The sequence below is a fragment of the Streptomyces sp. NPDC050549 genome, assembly GCF_040655035.1.
In the GTDB taxonomy this organism is placed as follows: domain Bacteria; phylum Actinomycetota; class Actinomycetes; order Streptomycetales; family Streptomycetaceae; genus Streptomyces.
Map to the genome: position 1 here is coordinate 47,503 of NZ_JBFAJD010000004.1, position 26,350 is coordinate 73,852.

Sequence of the window (26,350 nt, forward strand, 5' to 3'; positions counted from 1 at the left end):
TCACTTCCCGAAGCCGAAGCCGCTGCCGCCGGAGCCGCTCTCGACCTTGGCGCGCAGCCGCTTGCCCTTCTCGGTGGCCTGGTCGTTCAGCTCCTGCTGGAACTCCCGCATCCGGACGAGGAGTTCCTCGTCGTGGGTGGCCAGGATGCGGGCCGCGAGCAGTCCCGCGTTGCGCGCGCCGGCGACCGAGACGGTGGCGACGGGGACACCGGCCGGCATCTGCACGATGGAGAGCAGCGAGTCCATGCCGTCCAGGTACTTCAGCGGTACGGGGACACCGATCACCGGCAGCGGAGTCACCGAGGCGAGCATCCCGGGCAGGTGGGCGGCGCCGCCCGCGCCCGCGATGATCACCTTGAGGCCGCGGCCGTCGGCCTGCTCGCCATACGTGATCATCTCGCGGGGCATGCGGTGCGCGGAGACGACGTCGACCTCGTAGCCGATCTCGAACTCGTCGAGCGCCTTCGCGGCGGCCTCCATGACGGGCCAGTCGGAGTCCGACCCCATGACGATTCCTACGACGGGTCCTGCGACGGGGCTCATTCGGTGATCGTGCCTCTCAGATAGCCGGCTGCGTGGCGGGCGCGGTCCAGGACGTCGGCCAGGTCGGTGCCGTGGGTGTTGACGTGGCCCACCTTGCGGCCGGGCTTCACGTCCTTGCCGTACATGTGGATCTTCAGCTGGGGGTCGCGGGCCATGCAGTGCAGGTACGCGGAGTACATGTCCGGGTAGTCGCCGCCCAGGACGTTGCACATGACGGTCCAGGGGGCGCGGGCGCGGGGATCGCCCAGCGGGAGGTCGAGGACCGCGCGGACGTGGTTGGCGAACTGGCTGGTGACCGCGCCGTCCTGGGTCCAGTGACCGGAGTTGTGCGGGCGCATGGCGAGTTCGTTGACGAGGATGCGGCCGTCGCCGGTCTGGAACAGTTCGACGGCGAGATGGCCGACGACACCGAGTTCCTTGGCGATGCGCAGCGCCATCTCCTCCGCCTGGAGGGCGAGGGACTCGTCGAGGTCGGGGGCGGGCGCGATGACCGTGTCGCAGACGCCGTTCACCTGCTGGGACTCGACGACCGGGTAGGCGACGGCCTGGCCGTGCGGGGAGCGTACGACGTTCGCCGCCAGCTCCCGTACGAAGTCGACCTTCTCCTCCGCGAGCACGGGCACGCCCGCGCGGAAGGGGTCGGCCGCCTCCTCCGCCGACTCGACGACCCACACGCCCTTGCCGTCGTAGCCGCCGCGGACCGTCTTGAGGACGACCGGAAAGCCTCCCCCACTCTCGGCTCCGCTCGACCGGGAGGTGCCCCCACCCTCCGCCGCGAACGCGACCACGTCCGCCGGGTCGCTCACGATGCGGTGCCTCGGGCACGGCACACCGATCTCGACGAGCTTCGCGCGCATCACGCCCTTGTCCTGGGCGTGCACGAGCGCGTCCGGGCCCGGGCGCACGGGGATGCCGTCCGCCTCCAGGGCGCGCAGATGCTCCGTGGGTACGTGTTCGTGATCGAAGGTGATCACGTCGCAGCCCCGCGCGAAGTCACGCAGCGTGTCGAGGTCGCGGTAGTCGCCGACGACGACATCGCCGACGACCTGCGCCGCGGAATCCTGAGGGGTGTCACTCAGAAGCTTGAATTTGATGCCGAGCGGGATGCCCGCCTCGTGTGTCATACGAGCGAGCTGCCCCCCGCCGACCATGCCGACTACCGGGAACGTCACTCCCCCAGGGTATCGGTCACGCCACGGGGGCCCGATTTCCCTCCCTCTTACCGTTCTTTTCCGGGTCTCTTCCCGACCTGTGAGCGGCTTCACGGGCGGTGGGGGAAAGCGATGGTTAGCATGGCTGGGTCGACGAATCCGCGACGACATCCGAGATGACAGGGGCCTGCACACCCATGGAACGTGGTTCCGAAGGGCCTTTCAAACGGCTCGCGCGCGAGGTCGCCAAGTTCGGCGCGGTGGGCGTGGTGGGCACCGTGGTGAACTTCGCGGTCTCCAACCTGCTGTGGCATCTGACCAGCCTGCAGGCCGTGCGCGCCAATGTGATCGCGACGGTTGTCGCCATCGGGTGCAACTACATCGGCTTCCGCTACTTCACCTACCGTGACCGCGACAAGAGCGCCCGCACCAAGGAACTCACCCTGTTCCTGGCGTTCAGCCTGGTCGGCCTGGTGATCGAGAACGGCGTCCTGTTCGCGGCGATCTACGGCTTCGGCTGGGACAGCTCGCTGCAGCGCAACATCTTCAAGGTGCTCGGCATCGGCATCGCGACGCTGTTCCGCTTCTGGTCGTACCGCAGCTGGGTGTTCAAGGCGCTGCCGGCCGAGGAACCGGTCGTGGAGGCCGACGCTTTTCCTAAGCCGTCCGAGCCGCAGTCGCTGTCCCGCCCCAAACAGCGCGTGAGCTGAACGGCCCGCTCCTGCGCCTCAGCGGACGGTGGGCTCTTCCTCGTCCGCCGGCAGCCGCTTCGTCGGCGGCGTGCGCGACAGGAACAGGCCGAACACCGGCGGCTGCGCCTGCAGCATCTCCAGCCGGCCGCCGTCCGCCTCCGCGAGGTCACGGGCGACCGCCAGGCCGATCCCCGTGGAGTTGCGGCCGCTGATCGTCCGCTCGAAGATCCGCGCACCGAGATCGGTCGGGACTCCCGGGCCTTCGTCGGTGACCTCTACGACGGCCTGGTTGCCGGTGACCCGGGTGCGCAGGGCGACCGTACCGCCGCCGTGCATCAGGGAGTTCTCGATCAGCGCGGCCAGCACCTGGGCGACCGCGCCCGGGGTGCCGACGGCCTGCAGATGCCGTTTGCCGGAGCTGACGATCGCGCGGCCGGAGCTGCGGTAGGCGGGACGCCACTCGGCGAGCTGCTGCTGGATGACCTCGTCTAGGTCGAAGGAGACGGCGGAGCCGGTACGGGGGTCGCGCGCGTTGGTCAGCAGCCGCTCCACGACGTCGGTGAGCCGCTCGACCTGCGTGAGCGCGATCGTCGCCTCCTCCTTCACCGTGTCCGGGTCGTCGGTGAGGGTGATCTCCTCAAGACGCATGGACAGCGCGGTCAGCGGCGTACGCAGCTGGTGCGAGGCGTCGGCGGCGAGCCTGCGCTCGGCGGTGAGCATGCGGGCGATGCGCTCGGCGGAGGAGTCGAGGACGTCGGCGACCCGGTCCAGCTCCGGGACGCTGTACCGCTTGTGCCGGGGCCGCGGGTCGCCGGAACCGAGCCGCTCGGCGGTCTCCGCGAGGTCGGTGAGCGGCGAGGCGAGCCGGTTGGCCTGCCGTACCGCGAGCAGTACGGCGGCCACGACGGCGAGCAGCGCCACCGCACCGATGATGAGCAGCGTCCGCCCGACCTCGCGGGTGACGTTCGAGCGCGGCTCCACCACGGTGACCGTCTCGCCCTCCTCGCCCTTGGCGGTGGAGTGGATGACGTCACCCGTCGGTTTGGTGCCGACCTCGATCACCGGGTCGCCGGGGATGTGGATCACGGCGTAGCGATCCTCGGTGACCTGAGTGCGCAGCACCTCCGAGTCGACGATCTCCGCGCCGAGGATCCGGCTGTCCACGATGCTGGCCAGCCGGAGCGCCTCGGAGTCCACGCGTTCCTGGGCGCTGTTGCTGATCGTGCGCGTCTCGACGATGACAAGGGAGACACCGAACACGGCGATGACCACGAGCACCACGGCGAGCGTGGACTGGATGAGCCGACGGCGCACGGGCTGCTAGCTCTTCTCGAAGCGGAAACCCACACCACGCACGGTGGCGATGTACCGGGGGTTGGCCGCGTCGTCGCCGAGCTTCTTGCGCAGCCAGGAGATGTGCATGTCGAGGGTCTTGGTGGACGACCACCACGTGGTGTCCCAGACCTCGCGCATCAACTGGTCACGGGTGACGACCCGGCCCGCGTCCCGCACAAGCACCCGCAGCAGGTCGAACTCCTTGGCGGTGAGCTGGAGTTCCTCGTCGCCCATCCACGCGCGGTGCGACTCGACGTCGATCCGGACACCGTGCGTGGCGGGCGGCTGCGCGGGCTCGGCGGCGCCGCGCCGCAGCAGGGCCCGGACACGGGCGAGCAGTTCGGCGAGCCGGAAGGGTTTGGTGACGTAGTCGTCGGCGCCCGCGTCGAGGCCCACGACGGTGTCCACCTCGTCGGCGCGCGCGGTCAGGATGAGGATCGGGACGGTGTGGCCCTCGGCGCGCAGTCGGCGGGCCACTTCCAGGCCGTCCATGCCGGGCAGGCCCAGGTCCAGGACACACAGGTCGATGCCGCCCTGGATGCCGGCATCGAGCGCTGTCGGTCCGTCCTCGCGCACCTCGACCTCGTAACCTTCCCGTCGCAAAGCGCGGGCCAGCGGCTCCGAGATGGACGCGTCGTCCTCGGCGAGCAGTACACGGGTCATGAGGTGATGGTAGTCCGCCTCGGACAGCGGTCGAGGTGTGATCGCCACGAGTGATTCTTACCTTGGGTCAAGTCGGATTCGCGACGGTGAAGATTCCGGTCCGAACCTGTGTCTGTGGGATGCCATCCTTGTATCCACCTTCGAAAAGCCGACCATGGTTCCATTTCACCCTGTGATCGATGTCTCAAGTCCTTCCATTTCCGGCGGTGTCCTGCCGTATGGTGACCTGAACGCCTGTAGCACCACCGGGGACCTTTGGCGATCGTTTACTGCTGAAGGTCTCTTTTGTGTGCGGGCTGGCTGTCGCCAGCCTTGAAAGGAATGACCTGTGGCCGGGCCCGAGCGCAGTACGCGCCGGGCGTGGATCCCGGCGGTCGCCGTCCACCGTCCCGTGACCCGGGGCGGACTCCCCGAGGGCGTGGGGACGGACGTGCCGATCCCGCCGGTGCCGGCCGCCCCCCACCGGGCGCGCTCCCGCTCCTGCACGCGCGTCCCGAACCAGCAAGGAACGACCATGGCGTCCAGCCTGACGAAGGACTCGGTGACTCCGGGCACCCCCGGTTCCGAGAAGACCTTCTTCGGCCACCCCCGCGGACTGGCCACACTCTTCATGACCGAGATGTGGGAGCGGTTCTCCTACTACGGCATGAAGGCTCTGCTCCCGCTGTACCTGGTGGCACCGGGCGGCCTGCACATGAGCGCGGCCACCGCGACCGCGATCTACTCGGTGTACCTGTCGCTCGTGTACCTGCTCGCCCTCCCCGGCGGCTGGTTCGCGGACCGTGTCCTCGGCCCCCGCAAGACGGTCGCCGTCGCGGGCGTGATCATCATGCTCGGCCACCTCACCCTGGCCCTCCCGTCCTCGGGCACGTTCTTCGCGGGCCTCGGCCTCGTGGCGATCGGCTCCGGTCTCCTGAAGGCCAACATCTCCACGATGGTCGGCCACCTCTACGAGGGCCCGGACGACCCGCGCCGTGACGGCGGCTTCACGCTCTTCTACATCGGCATCAACCTCGGTGCGTTCGCCGCGCCGCTGGTCATCGGTACCGTCGGCGAGAACGTCAACTGGCACTTCGGCTTCGCCCTCGCCGCGGTCGGCATGGCCCTTGGCCTCGCCCAGTACCTGCTCGGCACGCGACACCTGAGCTCGCGCTCCAGTGTCGTCCCCACCCCGCTGTCCGCCGAGGAGAAGGCGGCCACGCTGCGCAAGTCGGCGCTGTGGGCGGCCGTCGCCGTGGTCTTCTACGCGGTCGTCGGCTTCTCCGGCCACTACACGCTGAACTGGCTGCTGGTCCCCATCACCGTCGCCGGTCTGCTCATCCCGGTCGTGGTCATCGCCCGCATCAAGCGCGACAAGGACCTCGACCGTGCCGACCAGTCGAAAATGTCGGCGTACATCTGGTTCTTCGTCGCCGCGGCCGTGTTCTGGATGATCTACGACCAGGGCGGCTCGACGGTGTCCCTGTTCGCCGACTCCTCGGCGAAGAACACCATCTTCGGCTGGGACTTCCCGGTCTCCTGGTACCAGTCGGTCAACCCGGTCATGATCATGGCGCTGGCCCCGGTCTTCGCCTGGGCCTGGCTGGCCCTGGCCCGCCGCGGCAAGGAGCCGAGCACGGCGACGAAGTTCGCGATGGGCCTGATCCTCATCGGCGCGTCCTTCTTCCTCTTCCTGGCCCCGCTCGCGATCGCCGACGGCGGTCACAAGGCGGCGGCGATGTGGCTCGTGGCGATCTACTTCGTCCAGACGGTCGGCGAACTGACCCTCTCCCCCGTCGGCCTCTCCGTCACCACGAAGATGGCTCCGGCCAAGTACGCCTCCCAGATGATGGGCGTCTGGTTCCTCGCGGTCACGGCGGGCGACGCGACGACTGGTCTGCTGTCGATCGCCGGAGTGGACCTGAACAAGACGGGCGTTGTCGCGTTGCAGGCAGTTCTTGCGGTGCTTGCTGGTGCGGCGGTGTGGATGTACCGGAAGAAGGTGCGGGAGCTCATGGGGGATGTGCACTGACGCGCTGACGCCGGCGTTCGTGTTGCCGGTGTTTTGATGGTGCTGGTGGGCCACTCGCTTCTTTGCCAGTGTCGGGTTTCCACGGACCGAGTAAAGGGCGCTCCCTGCGGTCGCGTCGGCTGCGGCGATTCCGCTGCGCTCCACCCTTGACTCGCTCCACTCCAGCCCGGTTGAGAAGCGAGCGAGCGGCCCGGAGGAATGGGGGCCCAGGTCCGCCAACCCCTCACGTCGGCTGCGTCCGCAACCAGCGGAGCGGAAGCGCGTCCGCGTCGCGTCGGCTCAGCGGCCAACGGCGAGGGAGTGGATTCTTTGACGGCCCACCCCACCCCCCAGGTCTCGCCCCTCCCCCCACCACCGGCGGGTGGCCGCCGAGCCGGCCCGGCGTGCCGACGAAACGCGGACGCGCCTCTCCTACCGCTGGCCCACAACGCAGGACACGCAAGGGACCGACACACCTCGGCCCCCCACTCCTCCCGGCCGCTCGCTCGCTTCTCAACCGGGTTGGAGCGGACCTAGTCAAGGGTGACCCGCAGGGCCATCGGTGAAGCCGACGCGGAGCGCAGCGCAGCACCCTTTACTCGGTCCGCGGAAGCCCGACACTGCCAAAGAAGCGAGTGGCCCAACGGCACTTGTCTACCGCAGTCGCCTCCGCCCCGGCAGGAACGTGAACACCGCCACACCCAACAGGATCGCCGTCCCGGAGACCAGGCCGAGCGCCTTGAGACCCCCGTGACTGTCGGATCCCGTCTCCGCCAGGCCGCCCGAGGTCGACGTCGACGTACCACCGGATGACGACGTGCTGCCCGACGCGCCGCTCGCCTGCTCCGTGGTGTCCAGCGTCAGGGAGACCTCGGACTTGGTCGGGGTGCAGGTCGTCGTCGTGCCGAGGGCCTTGACCGTCAGGACCCCGGGAGCCAGCGTCGACGTACCGCTCGCGCCCGGCTTGTACGTGCCTGTCAGGTCGGGGATCTCGATCGGGTCGCCGGACTTGATGGCCGAGGAGTTCGTCGGTCCCTCCACGTGGACGGTGCCCTTGTCGGCGCCGCCGAGGACCACCTCCATCGAGGGGCTGACGGAGTTCGCCGGGATGTCGGCGGGGCTGTCCATCACGGAGCCGTTGAACTGCACGGTGAGGTCGTAACTCCCGCCGTTCTTCTTGGCGTTGATCTGCACGGGCGAGGTCGCGCTCTTGTCACCGATCGGCGTCTTGCACGCGTACGGGACGGAGACCTCTTTGCCGGTGAAGTCCGTCTGGCCGGTGCCATCGCTCGGGCTCGCAGACGTCGAGTCGCTGGGGCTGCTCGACGCGGACTCGGACGGGGAAGCGGATTCGGACGCGGACTCCGACGCCGACGTCGAGTCCGTCGGGGTCGGTGACGTGCTCGGCGAACTGCCGTCCCCCGCCGTCACATCGATCGTCGCCGACGTCGGTACCGTCACCGTCGGCGCGCACTTGGTGTCCGTCCCGAACGCGTTGACCGTGTACGCGTCCGGTGTCAGCGTCACCTCGCCGGCCGTCGTCAGTTTCAGGGTGCCCTTCATGTCGGACAGCGTCATCGCGCCGCCCTTGGGGATCGCCGGATTCTCGCGCGGACCAAGCATCGCGATATTGGCGGTCTGCGCGCCTCCCGCCTTCAAAGTCCCGGACGGCTGAACGGAGTTGGCGGGCAGGTCGATGATGTCGGGGTTCTTGGACGCGGCCTGCGTGAACTTCCACACGACGTCGACCGTGTCGCCGACGTGTGCCGTGGCGGGCGCGGTGATCTCGACCTTGGTGGTGCCGTCGACCGGGTCGATGCCCGCGGGCGGCACGCAGTGGGTGGCGTAGGACACCTCGGCGGCCTGCGCGGACCCGGCGCTCATGCCGAGCAGGACGCCCGCGCCGCCGAGGATCATCGCGGCGGCCGCCGCACCCGCCCTCCGTCCGCCGGCCGGTATGACTCTCCTTCGCTTTCTCACTGAAGTCCCTTCCTGGTGGGAGTCGTTGGACTCGTCGGACTGTCGTCGTGCGGTGCGGAGAGCCGGCCGGCCGTGCCCGGATCGGAGTCCGGGGTGAACCACGGCAGGGTCGAGGCCACGGGGGTGGTGTGCGGTGGTGCGGCCGTGCCGGACTTCGGCAGGCGCAGGGCGAGTTGTTCGGGCAACCCCTGTCGCAGCCGTAGGCGCAGGCCCCGGTGCCGGGCCGGGCCCTTGCTGCGGCCCGCCTTGCGCGGCCGTATCCGGTCCACCACGGCCATGCCGACGCGGAACACCGCCGCCGGTACGACCACGCAGAGCAGGATCCAGAACAGGGTCACGCCCCAGGGGCGGCCCACGCCCCACGGCTCCTCGGCGAGCACGCGGCCGCCGTACTTCAGGGAGACGCTGTAGTCGCCGTGCGCCCCGGCCGACAGTTCGACCGGGAGTCTGATCTCCGCTTTGCCGCCGGGCGCGATCGTGCCGCTGAACTGCTGGTCGTCCCACTGCGGCGCGAACACCCCGTGGGAGGTGCCGACTTGGAACACCGGGTTCTTGACGGGAGACGAGCCGGCATTGCCGACGGTGAAGACCAGCGTGCGGGACGGCGGTGCCCCGAACCAGGTCAGCAGCCCGCTCGAACCGTCCAGCCGGGTGTCGGAGAGGACCGACAACCGCCCGGTGGCAGGCTCTGCGGGGAGCGGTTCGACCGCGTGGCCCGCCACCTGGAAGACCGCGTCCGCCGACGCGCTCGCACCCGTCACCGTCGCCACGTGCACCACGCACGGGCACGGCACCGGCGGCTCGGACACCGGCAGTTTCTTGCTGAAGACACCCTTGGCGTCGGTCGTGACGGCCCGGCCGTCCGCGTTGGCACAGGAGTTGGTGCCGCCGATCACCCCGCGCGCGGGCGTGGCCTGCCCGCAGATCAGCACCATCAGCAGGGCGTGCGTCCGCCAGCCGCTGCCGGAGACGGTGATCGAACCGCCGCTCCCCGCCTGCGACTTGGAGAGCGTCACCTTCGGTCCGTCGGCCGCCGCGACGGGCGTCGCCCCCGCCAACGGCAGCAGAAGCAGCGCGACCACCGCCACCACCGCCGAGATCCGCACCTTGCCGCTCACATCACCGCTCCCGTCAACTCGGCTTCCGTACGCGGGGGTTCGGCCGTCCGACCGTCGTTGTGCCCACGGCGCCACCGACGTCGTAGTCGTACGAGAAACAGCGCGCCCGCGGCCGTCAGCGCACCCCCGGCCCCCGCCACCGCGCCCCATGACACGAAGCGTGCCGACGTCTGCGCCGTGTCGTGGGCGCCGCCCGGTGCCGTGGCCGTGAGGCGGATGTCGACCGCGTCGAGGGCGGGGTGGTGCCAGGGTTCGGTGAGCTTCAGGCGGCGGCCGGGCGGGAGTTGGACGGGGAGGGTGCGCGGCGCGCGGTCGAGGTGGGTACCGAGGACGCCGGTGGCGTGGACGGCGAGGCTCGGGGTGAGAGGTGTGGTGCCGCGGTTGACCAGGTCGTAGGTGATGCGGTCGCCGTGGACCACGAGGTGTTCGACGGACAGGGCGGACAACTTCGGGCCGTTGACGTGGAGTTGGAGTCGTACCGTCGCCTCCCGGCCGTCGGTGTCGCGGGCCGCGATCGCGCCGGTGCGGTCGCCGGGTGCGGCGGTCGCGGGGACGTTCACCGTGAACGGGATGTCGGCCCGGGTACGGGCGGGTACGCGAACCGCCGTGGCGGCGAGGGTGATCGGCACGCCCGTGCCGCGCAGCCGTACGGTGACCGGCCGGGTGGTGGGGTTGGTCACGGACACCGTGTCCTGGAGGGTCGTACCGGGCTCGCCCTCGGCGTAGCAGGCCGGGCGTCCGCCGCCCGCGGGCGCGAGGGACCATCCCTCGGCGGCCGTCGCGGTCGGCGCGGCCGCCAGGAGGGCGAGGAGGGACAGACTGGGAAGGCGGGACAGGCGCAGGACGCGGGCGGTCGACAGCATGGGCGGCTCCACGGCGGACGTGCGGGGGCTGTCAACGGCGGGCGCGGGCCGTCTGGTTGCGCCGGGTCAGCCACAGGGTGCCCGCCGCGCCCGCGAGCAGCACCGTGCCGCCGAGGGTGCCGAGGGCGATGACCGAGTCGTCCGGGCCGGTCTTGGGGAGCGTGCCGCCGGAGTCCGTACCGGTGTCGCTCCCGGTCGAGCCGCTGGATCCCGACGATCCGCCCGCCGCCGTGACGTCCAGCGTGAGGGACGGGCCGGGGCTGTTGGTGGGGGTGCACGTGGTCGTCGTACCGAGGGCCTTGATGGTGAGAATGGCCGCCGTGAAGGTGACCTTGCCGCTCGCCTTCGGGGTGTACGTGCCGGTCAGGTCGTTGATTTTGATGGGGGTGTTGGCGGGAATGGCGGCGGCGTTGGCGGGGCCCGACACGGAGACCGTGCCGCTGTCGGCGCCGCCCACCTTGATGGTGGCGCTCGGGCTCATCGCGCCCTTGCCGAGTTCGACGGGGCTGGAGGAGACGCCCTTCTGCCAGGACATGGTGAGCTTGTAGCTGCTGCCGCTCTTGACGCCCTTGATGTCGATGGGCGAGACGGCGGTCTTGACGCCGATCGGTGTCTGGCACTTGTAGTTGACGTCGACCACGTCGGCCCGGGCTGCTGGGGCGGCCATGAATACCGCCGAGCCGGCCAGGGCCGCGACGGACGCGAGCGCTGCGGTTCGTTTCTGGTACGACACGGTCCCCTCATTCCTGACGGCACATCAGATCGGCCGTCAAGGTACGCCCGGGGTCGTGAGGAGGGAAGGCAAAGCGCACGCCGGAGTTGTGACGATCCGGCGTGCGTCAGTTGTCGGGGAAACGATTTTCTTGTGGGGCCCTCGTCCGTGCCGAGTCCGCGCTAAGCGGGTGCTCCCAGCTCCGCCCACACGGTCTTTCCGGTGACCCCAGGAGTCCGTACGACTCCCCAGTCCAGGCACAGCCGCTGCACGATGAACATGCCGTGGCCGCCGGGGCGGCCGGCGCGGTGCGGGGTTCTGGGGGCGGGCTGGCCGGTGCCGCGGTCGGAAACCTCGACCCGGATCACCTTGTTCTCGCAGGTGATCCACATCTCGTCCGGCCCTTCGGCGTGCAGACAGGCGTTGGTGACCAGCTCGGAGACGACGAGGAGCACGTCCTCGGCGGCGGCGCGCCGGTCGGCGCCCTCGGCGGGCAGCCAGCCCCAGGCGTACAGAGCCTGGCGGGCGAAGTCGCGGGCGAGGGGGACGACCCCGCTCTCGCCCGCGAAACTGAGTCTGCGGGTCTGCCGGCCCACGGCCGGTTCGGTGTCGTCCCCGGCGGACGGCACGGAAGCGCCCCCCGCGGGCGCCCCCGTAGCGCCACCGGGCTCCGGGCGGTCGCCCGGCGAGTAGGGCCGGGTGGTGCTCATCAGCGCTTCACCTCACCGATTCACCGGTTCACGAGTCAAGAGTCGGTACGTGTTCAACAGTCAGTAGTACGTGGGCCATGGACGTTTTCGTCGCTCCGATCGCCGACAGGTTCAGATGTTCTCCTGCCCGGGCGAACCGGCAAAACACCCTTTATTCGTCGGCGAGAGCAGCCTCAAGGGTGTCGTGGACGGTGAAGACCGCATCCGCCCCGGTGATCTCGAATACGCGTGCTACTGCGGGCTTCATCCCCGCGAGGTGCACTCCGCCGTCCGCGGCTTCCGCCTTCAGGCGCGCGCCGAGCAGTACGTTCAGGCCCGTGGAGTCGCAGAACTCCAGCCGTGAGCAGTCCACGACGAGCCGTGCGTACCCATGGGCGAGCAGGTCGTCCAGCGGTTCGCGCAACAGATCGGCTGTGTGGTGATCCAACTCACCTGCCGGTGTCACGACGGCGCTGAGGCCCTGTTTCCGCACCTCGACCAGAAGCCGGCCAGACTGTGCGCTGCCGACCGTCCCGCGGTCCATGCCGTCTCTCTCTCCCGAGGTCGTGGCTGTTGACGTTCGCCCTGGAACACTACGCCTTCCTCACACTCTCCGACACCCGAACAACCGCCCATAAGTGGACATATGGTTACGCACCGCACTTGCGGCGGGCTCCGGAAAACGGGTAGGGCTAGTAGAGACAAGTTTTTGGACATGCGATTACGACCGATCGACCCAACCGATCCGACCGACACGACCGACACGACCGGCTTTGGAGGCGCCGCACTCCGCAGTGCACGCACCGGCTCCGGCAGCCATATGCCGAGAACGATGGAGGACACCATGTCACCCCGGCTCGACGCATCGCCTACCCCGACAGCGACGTCGACACCCCCACCGGCACAACTGGATCCCAATCCCATCATCGAGGGGCTCCCGGAGATCCCCCCGTACGACGAGATCGGCGCCGTCGACGCACGGGCCCTTTCCAAGACTCTCTTCGAACGGCTGGAGTCGCTCGAGGAAGGGACGTACGAGTACTCGTACGTCCGCAACACGCTCGTCGAACTCAACCTCGCGCTGGTCAAGTTCGCCGCCTCCCGCTTCCGTTCGCGCAGCGAGCCGATGGAGGACATCATCCAGGTCGGCACGATCGGCCTGATCAAGGCGATCGACCGCTTCGAACTCAGTCGCGGCGTCGAGTTCCCCACCTTCGCGATGCCAACCATCGTCGGTGAGATCAAGCGCTTCTTCCGCGACACCTCGTGGTCCGTGCGCGTCCCGCGCCGGCTGCAGGAACTCCGGCTCGACCTGGCCAAGGCCGGCGACGAACTGGCCCAGCAACTCGACCGCGCCCCCACCGTGGCCGAGCTGGCGGAGCGCCTGAAGCTCTCCCGCGACGAGGTCGTCGAGGGCATGGCGGCGTCGAACGCCTACACCGCCAGCTCGCTCGACGCCCAGCCCGAGGAGGACGACTCCGAGGGCGCGCTCGCGGACCGCATCGGCTACGAGGACCACGGGCTCGAAGGCATCGAGTACGTCGAGTCGTTGAAGCCGCTGATCGCCGAACTCCCGCAGCGGGACCGGCAGATCCTCTCCCTGCGCTTCGTCGCCAACATGACGCAGTCGGAGATCGGCGACGAACTGGGCATCTCACAGATGCATGTGTCGCGGCTGCTGTCGCGGACGCTGGTGAAGCTGCGGAAGGGACTGACGGTCGAGGAGTGACCTTCGGCCGCCCCTTCGGGGGAGTCGACCTCCCTGCCTGTTGGTTGCCGGTTGCCTGTGCTGAGCGCGGCGCGCGTGTGCGTGCGCCGCGCTCAGGCCGTTGCCGGGTCGTACGGTTCCCAGGTCCCCCGGCCAACTCGCCGCCCCGCTACGGTTGTTGCCCATGACAGCCACCGAGTCGGACATCACCGAAGACCTCGTCCGGGACCTGTTGCGCGAGCAGTGTCCCGACCTGGCGCACCTCCCCGTGAAACTCGGCGCGCTCGGCTGGGACAACCAGGTGTGGCGGCTCGGCGACGACCTCGCCGTCCGCCTGCCGTGGGCGACGGAGTCCGCGGACGCGCTGCTGCGCAAGGAACACGCCTGGCTGCCGGGCCTGGCCCCGCATCTTCCCCTCCCGGTCCCGGTCCCGCAGCGCCTCGGTGAACCCTCCGAACGCTTCCCCCGGCCCTGGCTGGTCACCACCTGGGTCCCCGGCGAGCCGGCCGACCGCGCCCCCGCGACCCGCGCCGCGGACGCGGCCGCAGCACTCGCGGAATTCCTGACCGCACTGCACCGCCCCGCCCCCGAGGGGGCGCCCACGGGCCGGTACCGCGGTGGCCCGCTGGCCGACCACACCGAAGGCATGGCGCGAGGCCTCGCCTCGGCCACCGAACTGGGGCTGATCCCCGACCCGGCCGCCGTCGAGGCAGTCTGGGAGGACGCCGTCGCGGCACCCCACTGGACGGGCCCGGCACTGTGGCTCCACGGCGACCTGCACCCGGCCAACGTCCTCACCACGAACAGCACTCTCTCCGGCGTGATCGACTTCGGCGACCTCTGCGCGGGCGACCCCGCCTACGATCTCGCCGCCGCCTGGATCCTGCTGCCGGACGGCGCCACGGACCTCTTCCACGAGGCCTACCGTCCCGCCCCGGACGCCGCGACCCTGCGCCGCGCGCGTGGCTGCGCCGTGCTGCGCGCGCTGGCCGGCCTCCACATCGGCCACGCCGGCGACCACGGCCGCCCCGGAGGCAAACCCACCTGGGGCCCGCCCGCCAGGGCCGCGCTACGACGCCTCACCGCGTCGGTCGACAGGTGATCGGCACCGGAGGCCGGGAAAAGGGGCCCGGTCTCCGGTGCGCGGTGATAGGACGGGGCCGTGGGCGATGTCACGGACCGAACTGGGCACCAGGGAAAGGGAGTTGGACATGGCGGCAGCACAGAACATCGACGAGGTGGTGGACGGGCTCGCCGAGATCGTGCGGGAGGCGACCCGCACCGGTGACCGGATCGGTTACTTCGCGGCCCTGTACCGGCAGGTGACCGTCGAGATCCGTAGGGCGATCCACGCCGGTCGGTTCGAGGACGGCCCCCGGATGGACCGTTTCGACACACTCTTCGGCAACCGCTACTTCGAGGCCCACGACGCCTGGCTCCGCGACCGCGGCGGACCGCGCTGCTGGCGCGAGACGTTCGGACTGCTGGACGACCGCGACACCGTCATCGTCCAGCACCTGATCCTCGGCGTGAACGCGCACATCAACCTGGACCTGGCCGTCGCCGCGGCACGGACCAGCCCCGGCGCGGACATCCACGCCCTCCAGCACGACTACCTGCTGATCAACGACATCCTCGCGCGGGTGGTGCTGGCGGTACAGGACTCGGTGGACGCCCTTTCCCCGCTCCTGTCACTCCTGGACAGGGTCGGCGGCCGCACCGACGAGCAGATCCTCGACTTCAGCATCGTCCAGTCCCGCCAGGAGGCCTGGCACAACACCGTCGTCCTGTCCGGCCAGAACGAAAAGGAACGCGAGGCCACCATCGACCGCCTCGACATCCGGGCCGCCGTACTGGCCCGCCTGATCGCCCGCCCGGGCGCCCTGGTCCGCCCCGCCCTGGAACTGATCCGCCACACCGAGAACAACGACGTGGCGGCTGTCATCGCCCACCTGGACAGTGCGATGGAGCGAGCCTCCGCACAGAAGGGGACGGGGTGAGGCCCCGCTTCAAGACCCCTCGGTGAACAACTCCCGCGCGTCGGTGACCTGTTGGGAGCGGTCGAGCCAGGTGCCGAGTTCGTCGATGTCGGTGGAGGCGAGGATACGGTCGCGGACGCCGTCGGGTACGTCGGCGTGACGCCGCCGGAGGGTGCGCAGAATGGCCTCGGCCCACCCTTCGGCGCGCCACAGCCCACCGCCCCGATGGACTTCGTCCAGCCACCGGCCGATGGCTTCGTCCCGCACGCCGTACCGCCAGTCGACCACCTGCCCCGGCCGGACACCCGGCGCGAGCCAGTGGCCGGTGCGGGTGGTGACCTCCTGCCCCGGAACCACCAGTAGATCGTCACCGGCACAACGGCCCCAAGCGCCGTGCGTATCCACGTTGTTGTGCTCCGTGGCCGCCAGAAGATCCAGCCCCGCCGCACGGGCCTCGTCGGCGAGAAGCTCCGGCGTAAGCTCACCGCCGTTCGAGGACACCGAGTGCACGTGGCAGTCACCTCGGTACCGGCCGGCCGTCCGACCGGCCACCCGCACCGCACTCGGCATCCTCACTCCTCACCCCCACCCCTCACGCCGCCCGGTCACGCGGCGTCCAGTGCTCCCGTGATCTTGCGGACCATCTCGGTCATGACGGGCCCGGGGCCGCCCTTGACCTTCCGGACGGACTCTTCCACGGCGAGGGTGACGGTGGCGCGGAAGTTGTCGGCCTCGGTCGGGTCCTGTCGGCCGAGCAGACGCATGGTTGCCGTCAGGGCCGGCAGGACCTGGTCGGCGAGTTCGGCCACGGACCTGCCGTTCAGGCCCCCGATCTTCGACTTCTCGGCGAGGACGTGGCCGACCCGACCGGTCGCGGAGGACAGCGCGATGCTGCCCCGGGTGGCGATCCGGTGCGGGGAGCCGGTCGCACCGGCCGCCGCCATGAGCGAGACGGCGCCGTACGCGGCGGTGCGCAGGGTGGCCTTGTCCTGGTCGGCGAGGGTGACGGTGACAGCCATGGTGGTGTGCTCCTTGGAGTGGGCCGGCCTTCCTTCTGGCCTTCTGGCCTTGTGGAACAGAGCCTGCGGCCGGCCGGTTTCATGACGCCCTCACCTCGCTTTCAGCGCACAAAACAGGTGTCGCCGCAGATGGTGTGCGCCTAGCCTGTGGGCCATGCATCAGGGTCGACGGCGCGACCGGCGTCCAGCACATCGCGCGGCGGCGGAAGCGGCCCGGCGCCCGGCTCCGGTCTTGGCTGTTGCCGGGGCCGATGTCGTGATCGCCGGCTGTTTCTCCGGCAGGCAGAAGGACTTCGCTGCTCTGATGGACGCGGCGGCCCGGGAGTTGGAGACACGCGGTGCGCGAGTCGTGGGCCGGATCGTGCAACGGCGCGGTGTCTCGGACGGCGGGGTGAGGAAGATGGCGCTGCCGTATTCCGCGCGCACTCTGCTGACCTACGGGAAGGTCCGGGAAGCAGCGCTGCTCTGTGAGAAGACCGCCGCCGGGGCGGCGGTCTTCGTGACCCCTCTGACGCCGCGTCAGCGTCGCGCGCTGGCCGGCATGCTCGGCTGTCCCGCCGTAAGTCTCGCTGAATTCCTGGCAGTTGACTGAAGGCCGCTCACTCCACCGTCACCGACTTCGCCAGGTTCCGCGGCTGGTCCACCTCGTTGCCGCGGGCCGTGGCGAGTTCGCAGGCGAAGACCTGCAACGGGACGGTGGCGACGAGGGGTTGCAGCAGAGTGGGGGTGGCGGGGATCCGGATCAGGTGGTCGGCGTACGGGACGACCGTCTCGTCGCCCTCCTCCGCGATCACGATGGTCATCGCGCCCCGTGCCCGGATCTCCTGGATGTTGGACACGATCTTGTCGTGGAGGACGGAACGGCCGCGCGAGGAAGGAACGACGACCACCACCGGCATGCCCTCCTCGATCAGCGCGATCGGCCCGTGCTTCAACTCCCCCGCCGCGAAGCCCTCGGCGTGCATGTACGCCAACTCCTTGAGTTTCAGGGCGCCTTCGAGAGCGACCGGATAGCCGACGTGGCGTCCCAGGAAGAGCACGGTGTTCTTGGCGGCCACCGACCGGGCCAACTCCCGTACCGGCTCCATGGTTTCCAGCACCCGTTCGACCTCGCCGGAGATCTGCGCGAGGTCGCGGATCACGGCCTGGATCTCGTCGCCCCACTTGGTGCCCCGCACCTGGCCGAGATACAGGGCGACCAGGTAGCACGCCACCAGCTGCGTCAGGAACGCCTTCGTCGACGCCACGGCGACCTCCGGGCCGGCGTGCGTGTACAGCACAGCGTCCGACTCACGGGGGATCGTCGAGCCGTTGGTGTTGCAGATGGCGAGGACCTTCGAGCCCTGCTCACGGGCGTGCCGCAGCGCCATCAGCGTGTCCATCGTCTCGCCGGACTGCGAGATGGCGATGACCAGGGAGCGCGCGCCCAGGATCGGGTCCCGGTAGCGGAACTCGCTCGCGAGCTCCACCTCGCACGGGATACGCGTCCAGTGCTCGATGGCGTACTTGGCGATCAGCCCGGCGTGGAAGGCCGTACCGCAGGCGACGATGACGACCTTGTCGACCTCGCGGAGTTCGTGGACGGGGATGCGGACCTCGTCCAGCGTGAGCAGGCCCGCCGCGTCGATCCGGCCGAGCAGGGTGTCGGCGACCGCCTTCGGCTGCTCGGCGATCTCCTTGAGCATGAAGTAGTCGTAGCCGCCCTTCTCGGCGGCGGAGGCGTCCCAGTCGACGTGGTAGGAGCGGACCTCGGCCGGAGCGCCGTCGAAACCGGTGACCGTCACCCCGTCGCGGCGCAGCTCGACCACCTGGTCCTGGCCCAGTTCGATCGCGGACCGGGTGTGGGCGATGAACGCTGCGACGTCGGAGGCGAGGAAGGCCTCGCCCTCGCCGACGCCGACCACGAGCGGCGAGTTGCGGCGCGCGCCGACGACGACGTCCGGCTCGTCCGCGTGTACGGCGACCAAAGTGAACGCGCCCTCCAGGCGCCGGCACACCTGCCGCATCGCCTCCGCGAGGTCCGCGCACGCAGAGAACTCCTCGGCCAGCAGATGCGCGACCACCTCGGTGTCCGTGTCGGAGGCGAGGTCGTGCCCGCGCTCGGTCAGCTCGGCCCGCAGACAGGCGAAGTTCTCGATGATGCCGTTGTGGACGACGGCGACCCGGCCCGCGTTGTCGAGGTGCGGGTGGGCGTTGGCGTCCGTCGGGCCGCCGTGTGTGGCCCAGCGGGTGTGCCCGATGCCGGTCGACCCCGCCGGCAGCGGCCGATCAACCAGTTCCTTCTCCAGATTGACGAGTTTCCCGGCCTTCTTGGCCGCCGCCAGCCCGCCGTCGGCGAGCACGGCGACGCCCGCCGAGTCGTAGCCCCGGTACTCCAGTCGCTTCAGTCCGGCCATCACCACATCAAGCGCCGACTGCGACCCCACGTATCCCACGATTCCGCACATGCGCGGCAGCCTAGGCGCCGAGGCCCGCCCGAACACGGCACTTCGTGCCCGATTTCGGAAATTCCAGCCACCGGCAGAAGCGCCTGCTATGGCTTCCGGACACCCGGGGTGACGCACCCCACCCACCACCCCGTTCAAACTCCGTTAACAATGGACTGTGATCTCTCCGGTCTCCCCGATGCCCCGGAGCGCCCACCGGCACAAGCCGGAGGCGACTCCCTACGTCGACCTCACCCGAGCCGAGTGGAGCGCGCTGCGCGACAAGACGCCGCTGCCGCTCACCGCCGACGAGGTCGAGAAGCTGCGCGGCCTCGGTGATGTCATCGACCTCGACGAGGTGCGGGACATCTACCTCCCGCTGTCCAGACTCCTCAACCTCTACGTCGGCGCCACGGACGGCCTGAGAAACGCGCTGAACACCTTCCTGGGCGAACAGGGCTCCCAGTCCGGCACCCCGTTCGTCATAGGCGTCGCGGGGTCGGTGGCCGTGGGGAAGTCGACCGTCGCGCGCCTCCTCCAGGCGCTGCTCTCCCGCTGGCCCGAGCATCCGCGCGTGGAGCTGGTCACCACCGACGGGTTCCTGCTGCCCACGCGGGAGCTGCAGGCGCGCGGGCTGATGTCGCGGAAGGGCTTCCCGGAGTCGTACGACCGCCGGGCGCTCACCCGCTTCGTCGCCGACATCAAGGCGGGCAAGGACGAGGTCACCGCGCCCGTGTACTCCCACCTCATTTATGACATCGTGCCCGATCAGCGGCTCACGGTCCGGCGGCCCGACATCCTGATCGTGGAGGGGCTGAACGTGCTGCAGCCCGCGCTCCCCGGCAAGGACGGCCGTACGCGGGTCGGTCTCGCCGACTACTTCGACTTCAGTGTGTACGTCGACGCGAGCACCGAGGACATCGAGCGCTGGTACCTGAACCGGTTCCGCAAGCTGCGGGCCACCGCGTTCCAGAACCCGGACTCGTACTTCCGCAAGTACACCCAGGTCTCCGAGGACGAGGCCGTCGACTACGCCCGCACCCTCTGGCGCACCATCAACAAGCCCAACCTGGTGGAGAACATCGCCCCCACCCGGGGCCGCGCCGCCCTCGTCGTCCGCAAGGGCCCCGACCACAAGGTTCGGCGACTCAGCCTGCGGAAGCTGTAGAGCCGCCTGATAGAAGTGCGTCATGCTGCACCTGCGCCTGATCACTCCCGCCGACCGGACCGACGACGTCGTCCGGCTGGTCGAGACGACCGTCGGCACCACACACCTCGTCGTCCTGACCGGCGCCGCCCGCAACCCGACCGGCGATGTCGTGATGTGCGATGTCGCCCGCGAGGCCGGTGACGAACTCATCGCCGGGCTGAGGGAGTTGGGGGTCGACCGGACCGGTTCGATCGCCGTCGAGAACATCGACCTGTCGTTGTCGGAGCGGGCGGACACCGCTCAGGACGAGGCGCCCGGCGAGGGTGCGGACGCGGTGCTGTGGGAGCACCTGGCGGACGCGACGCACGAGGAGTCGACGCTCACCGTCACCTACGTCGCGTTCCTGGCCGTCGCCACGATGCTCGCGGCCTGCGGTGTGATGCTGGACAACGCGATCCTGATCGTGGGCGCGATGGCCGTGGGACCGGAGTTCGGGCCGCTCGCGGGGATCTCCACCGCGCTGGTGCGGAAGGCGCCGCGGCTGGTGTGGCGGTCCCTGTGGGCGCTGCTCGCCGGGTTCGCGGCGGCCATGGTGCTGACGGCGGGCTTCAGTTGGCTGCTGGACGCCTTCGGACTGTTCGAGAAGTCCATGGTGGAGGCGGCCCGGCCCAACACTGCCTTCATCTGGAAGCCCGACTGGATGTCCTTCGTCGTGGCCTTCCTGGCCGGTATCGCGGGCACGCTGTCGCTGACGTCCGCCAAGTCCGGTGCGCTGATCGGGGTGGCGATCTCGGTGACGACCGTACCGGCCGCCGCGAACGCCGCCGTGGCCCTCAGTTACACGGACTACTCCCAGACGTGGGGCTCCACTTGGCAGTTGCTCGCCAACCTGGGTGGCATCGTGCTGGCGGGCACACTCACGCTGCTGGCCCAGAAGACGTTCTGGGCCTGGCAGCGCGAGCGCACAGCCGCTCGACTCACCTGACCGGACGCCGGCTCAACTCGCTCAGCCGAGCGCCGACTTCACCGCATCCGCCAACCGCCCCGCCACCGACCGCGCCTGGTCGATGTCGGCGGCCTCGACCATCACCCGTACCAACGGCTCGGTACCGGACGGCCGCAGCAACACCCGCCCCGTGGACCCGAGTTCACGCTCCGCCTCGGCGACCGCCGCAGCGAGGTCCGCGGAGGTGCCGACCCGGGTGCGGTCCACGTCCGGCACATTGATGAGCACCTGCGGCAGCCGCACCATCACGGACGCGAGGTCCTTGAGCGTACGGCCGGTGTCGGCGACCCGGGCCGCCAGCATCAGGCCGGTCAGCGTGCCGTCGCCGGTGGTGGCGTGGTCCAGGATGATGACGTGCCCGGACTGCTCGCCGCCCAGCGCGTAGCCGTGCTCCTTCATCTCCTCCAGGACGTAGCGGTCGCCGACCGCGGTCTGGACGAGTGTCAGGCCCTCGCGTTCCATGGCCAGTTTGAAGCCGAGGTTCGACATGACGGTCGCGACGACGGTGTCGGAGCGCAGTGCGGAACGCTCCCGCATCGCCAGCGCGAGTACGGCCATGATCTGGTCCCCGTCGACCTCTTCGCCGGTGTGGTCCACGGCCAGGCAGCGGTCGGCGTCACCGTCGTGCGCGATGCCGAAGTCGGCGCCGTGCTCGACGACGGCGGCCTTGAGCAGCCCGAGGTGGGTGGAGCCGCAGCCGTCGTTGATGTTGAGGCCGTTGGGGTCGGTGCCGATGGTGATGATCTCGGCGCCGGCCCGGGAGAAGGCCTCCGGGGAGACGCGCGCGGCGGCGCCGTGCGCCTCGTCGAGGACGATCTTCAGCCCGTCGAGCCGGTTCGGGAGCACGCCGATGAGGTGGGCGACGTACTGATCGAAGCCTTCGTTGTAGTGCCGGACCCGGCCGACGCCCGAGCCGGTCGGGCGGTCCCAGGGGGCGCCGGTGCGGTGCTCCTCGTAGACCTTCTCGATCCGGTCCTCCAACTCGTCGTCGAGCTTGTGCCCGCCGCGCGCGAGGAACTTGAGGCCGTTGTCGGGCATGGCGTTGTGGCTCGCGGAGAGCACCACACCGAGGTCGGCGCCCAGCACACCGGTGAGATACGCCACCGCGGGGGTGGGCAGCACACCGACGAGCAGTACGTCCACTCCCGAGCTGGCGAGGCCGGCGACCACGGCGGCCTCCAGGAACTCCCCGGACGCGCGCGGGTCCCGCCCGACCACGGCCGTTGCCCGGTGGCCTGCGAACGTGCCCGCCTCGGCGAGCACATGCGCCGCCGCGACGGAGAGGCCGAGGGCCAGCTCGGCCGTCAGATCCGCGTTGGCGACACCGCGCACGCCGTCCGTGCCGAAGAGTCGTCCCACTTGTCCTCCTGAGGAAGGCGAAAGTTCTGCAGGGCGAAAGTCCTGCATCCAGGCATAGGATGCCTGTTCATCCGATCACACAAGTCTTTGAGCGCCTTGTGCCGTTATACGCCCCGCGATGTGATAAACGAACGCCCCGGCGGCACGACTGGCGTGCCGCCGGGGCGTTCGGAGTACAGACAGCAGGCGCGATTTAGCGCTTGCTGTACTGCGGGGCCTTGCGGGCCTTCTTGAGACCGGCCTTCTTGCGCTCGACCGCACGGTCGTCGCGACGGAGGTAACCGGCCTTCTTCAGGGCGCCGCGGTTGTTGTCCACGTCGGCCTCGTTCAGCGCGCGGGCCACGCCGAGGCGCAGGGCACCGGCCTGACCGGAGACGCCGCCACCCGAGATACGGGCGATGACGTCGTAGCGGCCGTCGAGCTCGAGCACCTTGAAGGGCTCGTTGACTTCCTGCTGGTGGACCTTGTTCGGGAAGTAGTCCTCGAGCGTGCGCCCGTTGACCTTCCACTTGCCGGTGCCGGGCACGATGCGAACGCGCGCGATGGCGTTCTTGCGGCGGCCCAGGCCGGCGGCCGGCTGCGGGTCGCCGAAGCGGCCGGCGAGCGACTCCGAGGTGTACTCGCCCTCGACGGGCACCTCGGACTCGGTGGTGTAGCTCTCGATGTCGACGAGCTCGGTCTCGGTGTCTTCGACCGGCTGCTCAACGGTGGTCTCGGCCACGGTTCTCCTCAGATTCTTTTCTGTCTTAGGGGGTGTGGCCGGAACTACTGCGCGACCTGGGTGATCTCGAACGGCACCGGCTGCTGGGCAGCGTGCGGGTGCTGGTCGCCCGAGTAGACCTTCAGCTTGCTGATCATCTGACGGCCCAGGGTGTTCTTGGGGATCATGCCCTTGATGGCCTTCTCGACGGCCTTCTCGGGGTTCTTCGCCAGCAGCTCGTCGTAGCGGACGGAGCGCAGACCACCCGGGTAGCCGGAGTGGCGGTACGCCAGCTTCTGGGTCTTCTTGTTGCCGGACAGGTGAACCTTGTCGGCGTTGATGATGATGACGAAGTCGCCCATGTCCATGTGCGGGGCATAGGTCGGCTTGTGCTTGCCGCGGAGGAGGTTCGCGGCAGTGGTAGCCAGACGGCCGAGGACGATGTCCTGGGCGTCAATGACGTGCCACTGGCGAGTCACATCGCCGGGCTTGGGGCTGTACGTACGCACTTCGCAGCCTTCTTCTTCAGTGGATGGGTGCTGAAATTGGCATCACTGAAGCGATCGTGCAGCTGGGGACGACACTGCCGGGTCCAGCGCCCGTATGCCGCCCACTGGTAACTGCTCCAGGGAACCTACGCAAGGGCCTCTCGCATGAGAACGACCAGCCGATACGCATAACAAACCGTAAGAGTACTCGGGCCGCCCCGGACGGGTCAAAACGGGGCCGGAGCACTCCGGGCGGAAGCTCACGGCGAGTGATCCGGCACATAACGTGACGGCCCCAACGCCAGTTGCTCCAGGGCTCATTGAGACGCACGTGCACGGGCGTTGCCCCGTCTAGGATGCGACCCATGAGCTTTGGGCAGGGGGGACCCCAGTCCCAGTGGGATCCCTGGAAACCGCAATCGCAGCAGCCGTGGGGCGGCAACGTCGACGACGAGACCCCGGACTGGGCCGCGCTCGCCGACCGGGCGGAGACGCGCAACCGGCGCAAGAGAGTGCTGCTCATAGGCGGCGGCGCGGTCGCGACGATAGCCGTCGGGACAGCCGTCGCCATGGCCGTGATGTCGGCGAACGGCGACGACACGGCGTCCGGGAAGCCGACGAACCTGCCCGCGAGCGGGTCCCTGCCGAGCGTCGGCGCCACCTCGCCGTCCTTCGCGCCGACCAGCGCGCCGCCGCCGCTGGACCCGAAGGAGTTCATCTCCAGCAAGGCCAAGGACACCGCGCCGCTCAGTGCGGAACTCCTGTTCCCCGGCACGCAGTTGACCATGGGCTCGACCGTGTACAAGAAGGGCCCGACGGCCGACACCACGAACTGCGCCTCGGCCGCCCAGTCGACCCTCCCGAAGGTCCTCACGGCCAACAGCTGCACCCGCCTGATGCGCGTCACCTACACCAAGGACAACGTCGCGGTGACGGTCGGCGTGGCCGTCTTCGACTCCGAGGCCCAGGCGACGAAGGTCAAGGCCCAGGCGGACAAGAAGGCCATCATCCGGTCGCTGTCCGGCAAGGGCGTCAAGCCGTTCTGCGACGGCGCGGTGTGCCGCACGACCACCAACTCCTACGGCCGCTACGCCTACTTCACGATCGCCGGCTTCACCAACGGCACGGACGTGACGACGAAGGACACCAAGGTCTTCACCATCGGCGACGACCTGGCCGAGTTCGCGTTCCGCCAGATCGGCCGACGGGGCGAGGCACAGGCCTCGGCGGCGGCCGCGGCCGGATAGCCGTCCGGCCCGTCCCCGGGCCCGTACCCTCCCGTCCCGTTCACGGCGACTCGTCGGGACTCGTCCGTTCCGAGGCAGAATCACCTCAGGGTCGGTCGGGGAGGGGTCGGGGATCATGCGGATGCGCGGGCGGGTTCAGCTCATCGGGGCGGGGGTGTCCGCCGCTGCGCTCGCCCCGCTGGCCTGGTGGGCGACGCGGCACGAGTCCGCCGGGCAGGAGCCGGGCGAGGTCCCCACGGACCTGCGCGACCGCGACCCGAAGGCGACGACCGCCGCCCGGAACGTCTACGCGCTGCTGGCCGGCCTGGAGAACAGGGCCCGGCGCGGCGAGGCCTCCCGGACGGTCATCGGCCAGCACGTGGAGCTGCAGAACGAGCGCTACAACGTGGCGTACGGCGACTACCGGGGCCTGAAGCAGCCGGGCTACTACTACAAGAAGGCCCAGGACATCACGGGCCGGCTGCCCGGTTTCGTGGAGCTGGACCTGGGACCCGGGTACGACCAGCCGGGCTGGGCGGTGGGTGAGTCCCGCTCGTACTCCCGCGCCTGGCCGGGTTGCCGGCGGCTGTGGGGGTACGCCGAGGACGCGGTGGATCTCGCGGTCGGGGTGTGGGCGGGTCTGCCCCGGGCCGCCGACGGCTCGTACCGGCCCTCCGGCACGCACACGGACTGCGGTGCGGGCGGCGCGGAGATCTCACTGCCGCACAACGGGGGCGCACCGGCCGGGATCGTCGGCTTCTCCTTCCACCAGCCGTACCCGGGCAGCGGGATCAAGGGCTTCCCGCAGACCCTGAACAGCAACTCACCGGCCGCGAAGGACCCCGACTGGTTCACCCGGGTCGTCACCGAGGGCACCGACGAGCACCGGGACCTGCTGCACGACCTCGACTATCTCGCGGACCACCTCGGCTACCTGGCCGATCGCGGCGTACCGGTGCTGCTGCGGCCGTACCACGAGATGAACACGGCACCGGGCCACGGCTTCTGGTGGTCGGGGCAGGATCCGGCCGTATACCAAAAACTGTGGCGTACGACATACGACCATCTCGTCACCCGGCGCGGCCTGCACAATCTGATCTTCGTCTGGGCGCCCAACTCCTGGGACGGCTCCTACGGCCGGTCGCCGCATGCCTACTACCCCGGCGGCGCCTACGTGGACGTGGTCGGTGTCGACGACTACAGCGGCTCCCCGGAGAAGCCGTACGGGCCGGGCGCCTGGACGGAGGTCTGGTACCGGGGTCTGGAGCGGTACCGCAGGCCCCGGGCCATGGCCGAGTCCTTCCATGTCCCGCTGAACGCGGCCCAGCCGCACACGCTGAGCCGGACGCCCTGGGTGCTGTGGAGCGTGTGGGGGCAGGCGCTGTCGTACGCCAACGTCTCCGCGCCGACGGGCAAGAACACGGTGGCCGACGTCCGCGGAACCTACGCTTCCACGCAGGTGATCACGGCTTCGGCCCCTACATGGAGATCACTGCACAAGAGCCAGCTTGATTAACTTTTGACTACACCTTTCACACCCGCATTCCTTGCGT

The 26,350-nt window shown here is 69.7% G+C and carries 26 protein-coding genes; 10 read left to right on the forward strand and 16 right to left on the reverse strand.

Features of this window, described 5'->3' with window-relative positions:
• A complete protein-coding gene (gene purE, locus AB0I51_RS08070; protein ID WP_200682615.1) occupies positions 1-543 on the reverse strand; it encodes a 5-(carboxyamino)imidazole ribonucleotide mutase in 543 nt (180 codons plus the stop codon).
• Positions 540-1,751, reverse strand: a complete 1,212-nt coding sequence (locus tag AB0I51_RS08075) for a 5-(carboxyamino)imidazole ribonucleotide synthase (protein WP_362973118.1) — start codon at positions 1,749-1,751, stop codon at positions 540-542. The genes purE and AB0I51_RS08075 overlap by 4 nt, the downstream gene beginning before the upstream one ends.
• A gap of 140 nt (positions 1,752-1,891) precedes the next feature.
• On the opposite strand from AB0I51_RS08075, the gene AB0I51_RS08080 reads away from it, so the two are divergent.
• A complete protein-coding gene (locus AB0I51_RS08080) occupies positions 1,892-2,404 on the forward strand; it encodes a GtrA family protein (RefSeq protein ID WP_362972609.1) in 513 nt (170 codons plus the stop codon).
• 18 nt (positions 2,405-2,422) lie between these two features.
• Here the strand turns inward: AB0I51_RS08080 and AB0I51_RS08085 are convergent, their stop codons facing one another.
• Together AB0I51_RS08085 and AB0I51_RS08090 are read right to left on the reverse strand one after the other, a co-directional pair.
• Positions 2,423-3,700 carry an ATP-binding protein gene (locus tag AB0I51_RS08085; protein WP_362972611.1) on the reverse strand — a complete coding sequence of 426 codons (1,278 nt, stop codon included), beginning with the start codon at positions 3,698-3,700 and terminating at the stop codon, positions 2,423-2,425.
• 6 nt (positions 3,701-3,706) lie between these two features.
• Positions 3,707-4,384 (reverse strand): response regulator transcription factor, encoded by a 678-nt coding sequence (locus AB0I51_RS08090; RefSeq protein ID WP_174447603.1) that lies wholly within the window; start codon positions 4,382-4,384, stop codon positions 3,707-3,709.
• A 514-nt stretch (positions 4,385-4,898) separates the two neighbouring features.
• Between AB0I51_RS08090 and AB0I51_RS08095 the strand changes: the two genes are divergently transcribed.
• Complete coding sequence (locus AB0I51_RS08095) at positions 4,899-6,395, forward strand: oligopeptide:H+ symporter (RefSeq protein WP_362973120.1); 1,497 nt, start codon at positions 4,899-4,901, stop codon at positions 6,393-6,395.
• Positions 6,396-7,028: 633 nt separating this feature from the next.
• On the opposite strand, the gene AB0I51_RS08100 is transcribed toward AB0I51_RS08095, so the two are convergent.
• The 6 genes from AB0I51_RS08100 to AB0I51_RS08125 all read right to left on the reverse strand — a co-directional run bounded on the left by AB0I51_RS08100 (position 7,029) and on the right by AB0I51_RS08125 (position 12,280).
• On the reverse strand, positions 7,029-8,291 hold the full coding sequence (locus tag AB0I51_RS08100; protein WP_362973122.1) for a hypothetical protein: 1,263 nt from the start codon (positions 8,289-8,291) through the stop codon (positions 7,029-7,031).
• A 59-nt stretch (positions 8,292-8,350) separates the two neighbouring features.
• Positions 8,351-9,472: a hypothetical protein gene (locus tag AB0I51_RS08105; protein ID WP_362972613.1), complete on the reverse strand. Its 1,122-nt coding sequence runs from the start codon at positions 9,470-9,472 to the stop codon at positions 8,351-8,353.
• Positions 9,469-10,335 (reverse strand): hypothetical protein, encoded by an 867-nt coding sequence (locus AB0I51_RS08110; protein WP_362972615.1) that lies wholly within the window; start codon positions 10,333-10,335, stop codon positions 9,469-9,471. Before AB0I51_RS08110 ends, AB0I51_RS08105 begins: the two co-directional genes overlap by 4 nt.
• 31 nt (positions 10,336-10,366) lie before the next feature.
• On the reverse strand, positions 10,367-11,068 hold the full coding sequence (locus AB0I51_RS08115; protein WP_362972617.1) for an LPXTG cell wall anchor domain-containing protein: 702 nt from the start codon (positions 11,066-11,068) through the stop codon (positions 10,367-10,369).
• 161 nt (positions 11,069-11,229) lie between these two features.
• Positions 11,230-11,757 (reverse strand): ATP-binding protein, encoded by a 528-nt coding sequence (locus tag AB0I51_RS08120; RefSeq protein ID WP_362972619.1) that lies wholly within the window; start codon positions 11,755-11,757, stop codon positions 11,230-11,232.
• Positions 11,758-11,908: 151 nt separating this feature from the next.
• Positions 11,909-12,280, reverse strand: a complete 372-nt coding sequence (locus tag AB0I51_RS08125; RefSeq protein ID WP_019072255.1) for an STAS domain-containing protein — start codon at positions 12,278-12,280, stop codon at positions 11,909-11,911.
• Positions 12,281-12,580: 300 nt separating this feature from the next.
• Between AB0I51_RS08125 and AB0I51_RS08130 the strand changes: the two genes are divergently transcribed.
• The 3 genes from AB0I51_RS08130 to AB0I51_RS08140 all read left to right on the forward strand — a co-directional run bounded on the left by AB0I51_RS08130 (position 12,581) and on the right by AB0I51_RS08140 (position 15,444).
• Positions 12,581-13,465, forward strand: a complete 885-nt coding sequence (locus AB0I51_RS08130; protein WP_362973124.1) for an RNA polymerase sigma factor SigF — start codon at positions 12,581-12,583, stop codon at positions 13,463-13,465.
• Positions 13,466-13,628: 163 nt separating this feature from the next.
• Positions 13,629-14,546 (forward strand): phosphotransferase, encoded by a 918-nt coding sequence (locus tag AB0I51_RS08135; protein ID WP_362972621.1) that lies wholly within the window; start codon positions 13,629-13,631, stop codon positions 14,544-14,546.
• 109 nt (positions 14,547-14,655) lie between these two features.
• Entirely contained in the window at positions 14,656-15,444 is a 789-nt protein-coding gene (locus AB0I51_RS08140) for a DUF5995 family protein (RefSeq protein ID WP_362972623.1), read from the forward strand.
• A 9-nt stretch (positions 15,445-15,453) separates the two neighbouring features.
• Here the strand turns inward: AB0I51_RS08140 and AB0I51_RS08145 are convergent, their stop codons facing one another.
• On the reverse strand, positions 15,454-15,933 hold the full coding sequence (locus AB0I51_RS08145) for a hypothetical protein (protein ID WP_362972625.1): 480 nt from the start codon (positions 15,931-15,933) through the stop codon (positions 15,454-15,456).
• A 95-nt stretch (positions 15,934-16,028) separates the two neighbouring features.
• Positions 16,029-16,442, reverse strand: a complete 414-nt coding sequence (locus AB0I51_RS08150; RefSeq protein WP_362972627.1) for a hypothetical protein — start codon at positions 16,440-16,442, stop codon at positions 16,029-16,031.
• A 232-nt stretch (positions 16,443-16,674) separates the two neighbouring features.
• Here AB0I51_RS08150 and AB0I51_RS08155 point away from each other — a divergent pair, with 232 nt between their 5' ends.
• Positions 16,675-17,034, forward strand: coding sequence for a hypothetical protein (locus AB0I51_RS08155; protein ID WP_362972629.1), 360 nt, complete (start codon positions 16,675-16,677; stop codon positions 17,032-17,034).
• Positions 17,035-17,041: 7 nt separating this feature from the next.
• On the opposite strand, the gene glmS is transcribed toward AB0I51_RS08155, so the two are convergent.
• Entirely contained in the window at positions 17,042-18,889 is a 1,848-nt protein-coding gene (glmS, locus tag AB0I51_RS08160) for a glutamine--fructose-6-phosphate transaminase (isomerizing) (RefSeq protein ID WP_362972631.1), read from the reverse strand.
• A 178-nt stretch (positions 18,890-19,067) separates the two neighbouring features.
• Here glmS and coaA point away from each other — a divergent pair, with 178 nt between their 5' ends.
• Together coaA and AB0I51_RS08170 are read left to right on the forward strand one after the other, a co-directional pair.
• Entirely contained in the window at positions 19,068-20,036 is a 969-nt protein-coding gene (coaA, locus tag AB0I51_RS08165; protein ID WP_362972633.1) for a type I pantothenate kinase, read from the forward strand.
• Positions 20,037-20,058: 22 nt separating this feature from the next.
• Positions 20,059-21,003 carry a DUF389 domain-containing protein gene (locus tag AB0I51_RS08170; protein ID WP_362972635.1) on the forward strand — a complete coding sequence of 315 codons (945 nt, stop codon included), beginning with the start codon at positions 20,059-20,061 and terminating at the stop codon, positions 21,001-21,003.
• Positions 21,004-21,024: 21 nt separating this feature from the next.
• On the opposite strand, the gene glmM is transcribed toward AB0I51_RS08170, so the two are convergent.
• The 3 genes from glmM to rplM all read right to left on the reverse strand — a co-directional run bounded on the left by glmM (position 21,025) and on the right by rplM (position 23,592).
• Positions 21,025-22,383, reverse strand: a complete 1,359-nt coding sequence (glmM, locus tag AB0I51_RS08175; RefSeq protein WP_362972637.1) for a phosphoglucosamine mutase — start codon at positions 22,381-22,383, stop codon at positions 21,025-21,027.
• 193 nt (positions 22,384-22,576) lie between these two features.
• The gene (rpsI, locus tag AB0I51_RS08180; protein ID WP_093627302.1) at positions 22,577-23,104 is read right to left on the reverse strand and encodes a 30S ribosomal protein S9; all 528 of its coding nucleotides are present in this window, start codon (positions 23,102-23,104) and stop codon (positions 22,577-22,579) included.
• Between the two features lie 44 nt (positions 23,105-23,148).
• On the reverse strand, positions 23,149-23,592 hold the full coding sequence (gene rplM, locus AB0I51_RS08185; protein WP_013001400.1) for a 50S ribosomal protein L13: 444 nt from the start codon (positions 23,590-23,592) through the stop codon (positions 23,149-23,151).
• A 344-nt stretch (positions 23,593-23,936) separates the two neighbouring features.
• On the opposite strand from rplM, the gene AB0I51_RS08190 reads away from it, so the two are divergent.
• Together AB0I51_RS08190 and AB0I51_RS08195 are read left to right on the forward strand one after the other, a co-directional pair.
• Positions 23,937-24,818 carry a hypothetical protein gene (locus AB0I51_RS08190; RefSeq protein ID WP_362972640.1) on the forward strand — a complete coding sequence of 294 codons (882 nt, stop codon included), beginning with the start codon at positions 23,937-23,939 and terminating at the stop codon, positions 24,816-24,818.
• Positions 24,819-24,939: 121 nt separating this feature from the next.
• Positions 24,940-26,313 carry a glycosyl hydrolase gene (locus tag AB0I51_RS08195; protein ID WP_362972642.1) on the forward strand — a complete coding sequence of 458 codons (1,374 nt, stop codon included), beginning with the start codon at positions 24,940-24,942 and terminating at the stop codon, positions 26,311-26,313.
• Positions 26,314-26,350: the final 37 nt, after the last annotated feature.

What these genes read in the sequence shown, in the direction of transcription:
- AB0I51_RS08090 (WP_174447603.1), bottom strand. Translation starts at nt 4,384, where the DNA reads ATGACCCGTGTACTGCTCGCCGAGGACGACGCGTCCATCTCGGAGCCG.
- purE (WP_200682615.1), bottom strand. Translation starts at nt 543, where the DNA reads ATGAGCCCCGTCGCAGGACCCGTCGTAGGAATCGTCATGGGGTCGGAC.
- AB0I51_RS08130 (WP_362973124.1), top strand. Translation starts at nt 12,581, where the DNA reads ATGTCACCCCGGCTCGACGCATCGCCTACCCCGACAGCGACGTCGACA.
- AB0I51_RS08170 (WP_362972635.1), top strand. Translation starts at nt 20,059, where the DNA reads ATGCTGCACCTGCGCCTGATCACTCCCGCCGACCGGACCGACGACGTC.
- AB0I51_RS08190 (WP_362972640.1), top strand. Translation starts at nt 23,937, where the DNA reads ATGAGCTTTGGGCAGGGGGGACCCCAGTCCCAGTGGGATCCCTGGAAA.
- AB0I51_RS08195 (WP_362972642.1), top strand. Translation starts at nt 24,940, where the DNA reads ATGCGCGGGCGGGTTCAGCTCATCGGGGCGGGGGTGTCCGCCGCTGCG.
- AB0I51_RS08095 (WP_362973120.1), top strand. Translation starts at nt 4,899, where the DNA reads ATGGCGTCCAGCCTGACGAAGGACTCGGTGACTCCGGGCACCCCCGGT.
- glmS (WP_362972631.1), bottom strand. Translation starts at nt 18,889, where the DNA reads ATGTGCGGAATCGTGGGATACGTGGGGTCGCAGTCGGCGCTTGATGTG.
- AB0I51_RS08140 (WP_362972623.1), top strand. Translation starts at nt 14,656, where the DNA reads ATGGCGGCAGCACAGAACATCGACGAGGTGGTGGACGGGCTCGCCGAG.
- AB0I51_RS08150 (WP_362972627.1), bottom strand. Translation starts at nt 16,442, where the DNA reads ATGGCTGTCACCGTCACCCTCGCCGACCAGGACAAGGCCACCCTGCGC.
- AB0I51_RS08120 (WP_362972619.1), bottom strand. Translation starts at nt 11,757, where the DNA reads ATGAGCACCACCCGGCCCTACTCGCCGGGCGACCGCCCGGAGCCCGGT.
- AB0I51_RS08135 (WP_362972621.1), top strand. Translation starts at nt 13,629, where the DNA reads ATGACAGCCACCGAGTCGGACATCACCGAAGACCTCGTCCGGGACCTG.
- AB0I51_RS08100 (WP_362973122.1), bottom strand. Translation starts at nt 8,291, where the DNA reads ATGATCCTCGGCGGCGCGGGCGTCCTGCTCGGCATGAGCGCCGGGTCC.
- AB0I51_RS08080 (WP_362972609.1), top strand. Translation starts at nt 1,892, where the DNA reads ATGGAACGTGGTTCCGAAGGGCCTTTCAAACGGCTCGCGCGCGAGGTC.
- AB0I51_RS08125 (WP_019072255.1), bottom strand. Translation starts at nt 12,280, where the DNA reads ATGGACCGCGGGACGGTCGGCAGCGCACAGTCTGGCCGGCTTCTGGTC.
- AB0I51_RS08110 (WP_362972615.1), bottom strand. Translation starts at nt 10,335, where the DNA reads ATGCTGTCGACCGCCCGCGTCCTGCGCCTGTCCCGCCTTCCCAGTCTG.
- coaA (WP_362972633.1), top strand. Translation starts at nt 19,068, where the DNA reads ATGCCCCGGAGCGCCCACCGGCACAAGCCGGAGGCGACTCCCTACGTC.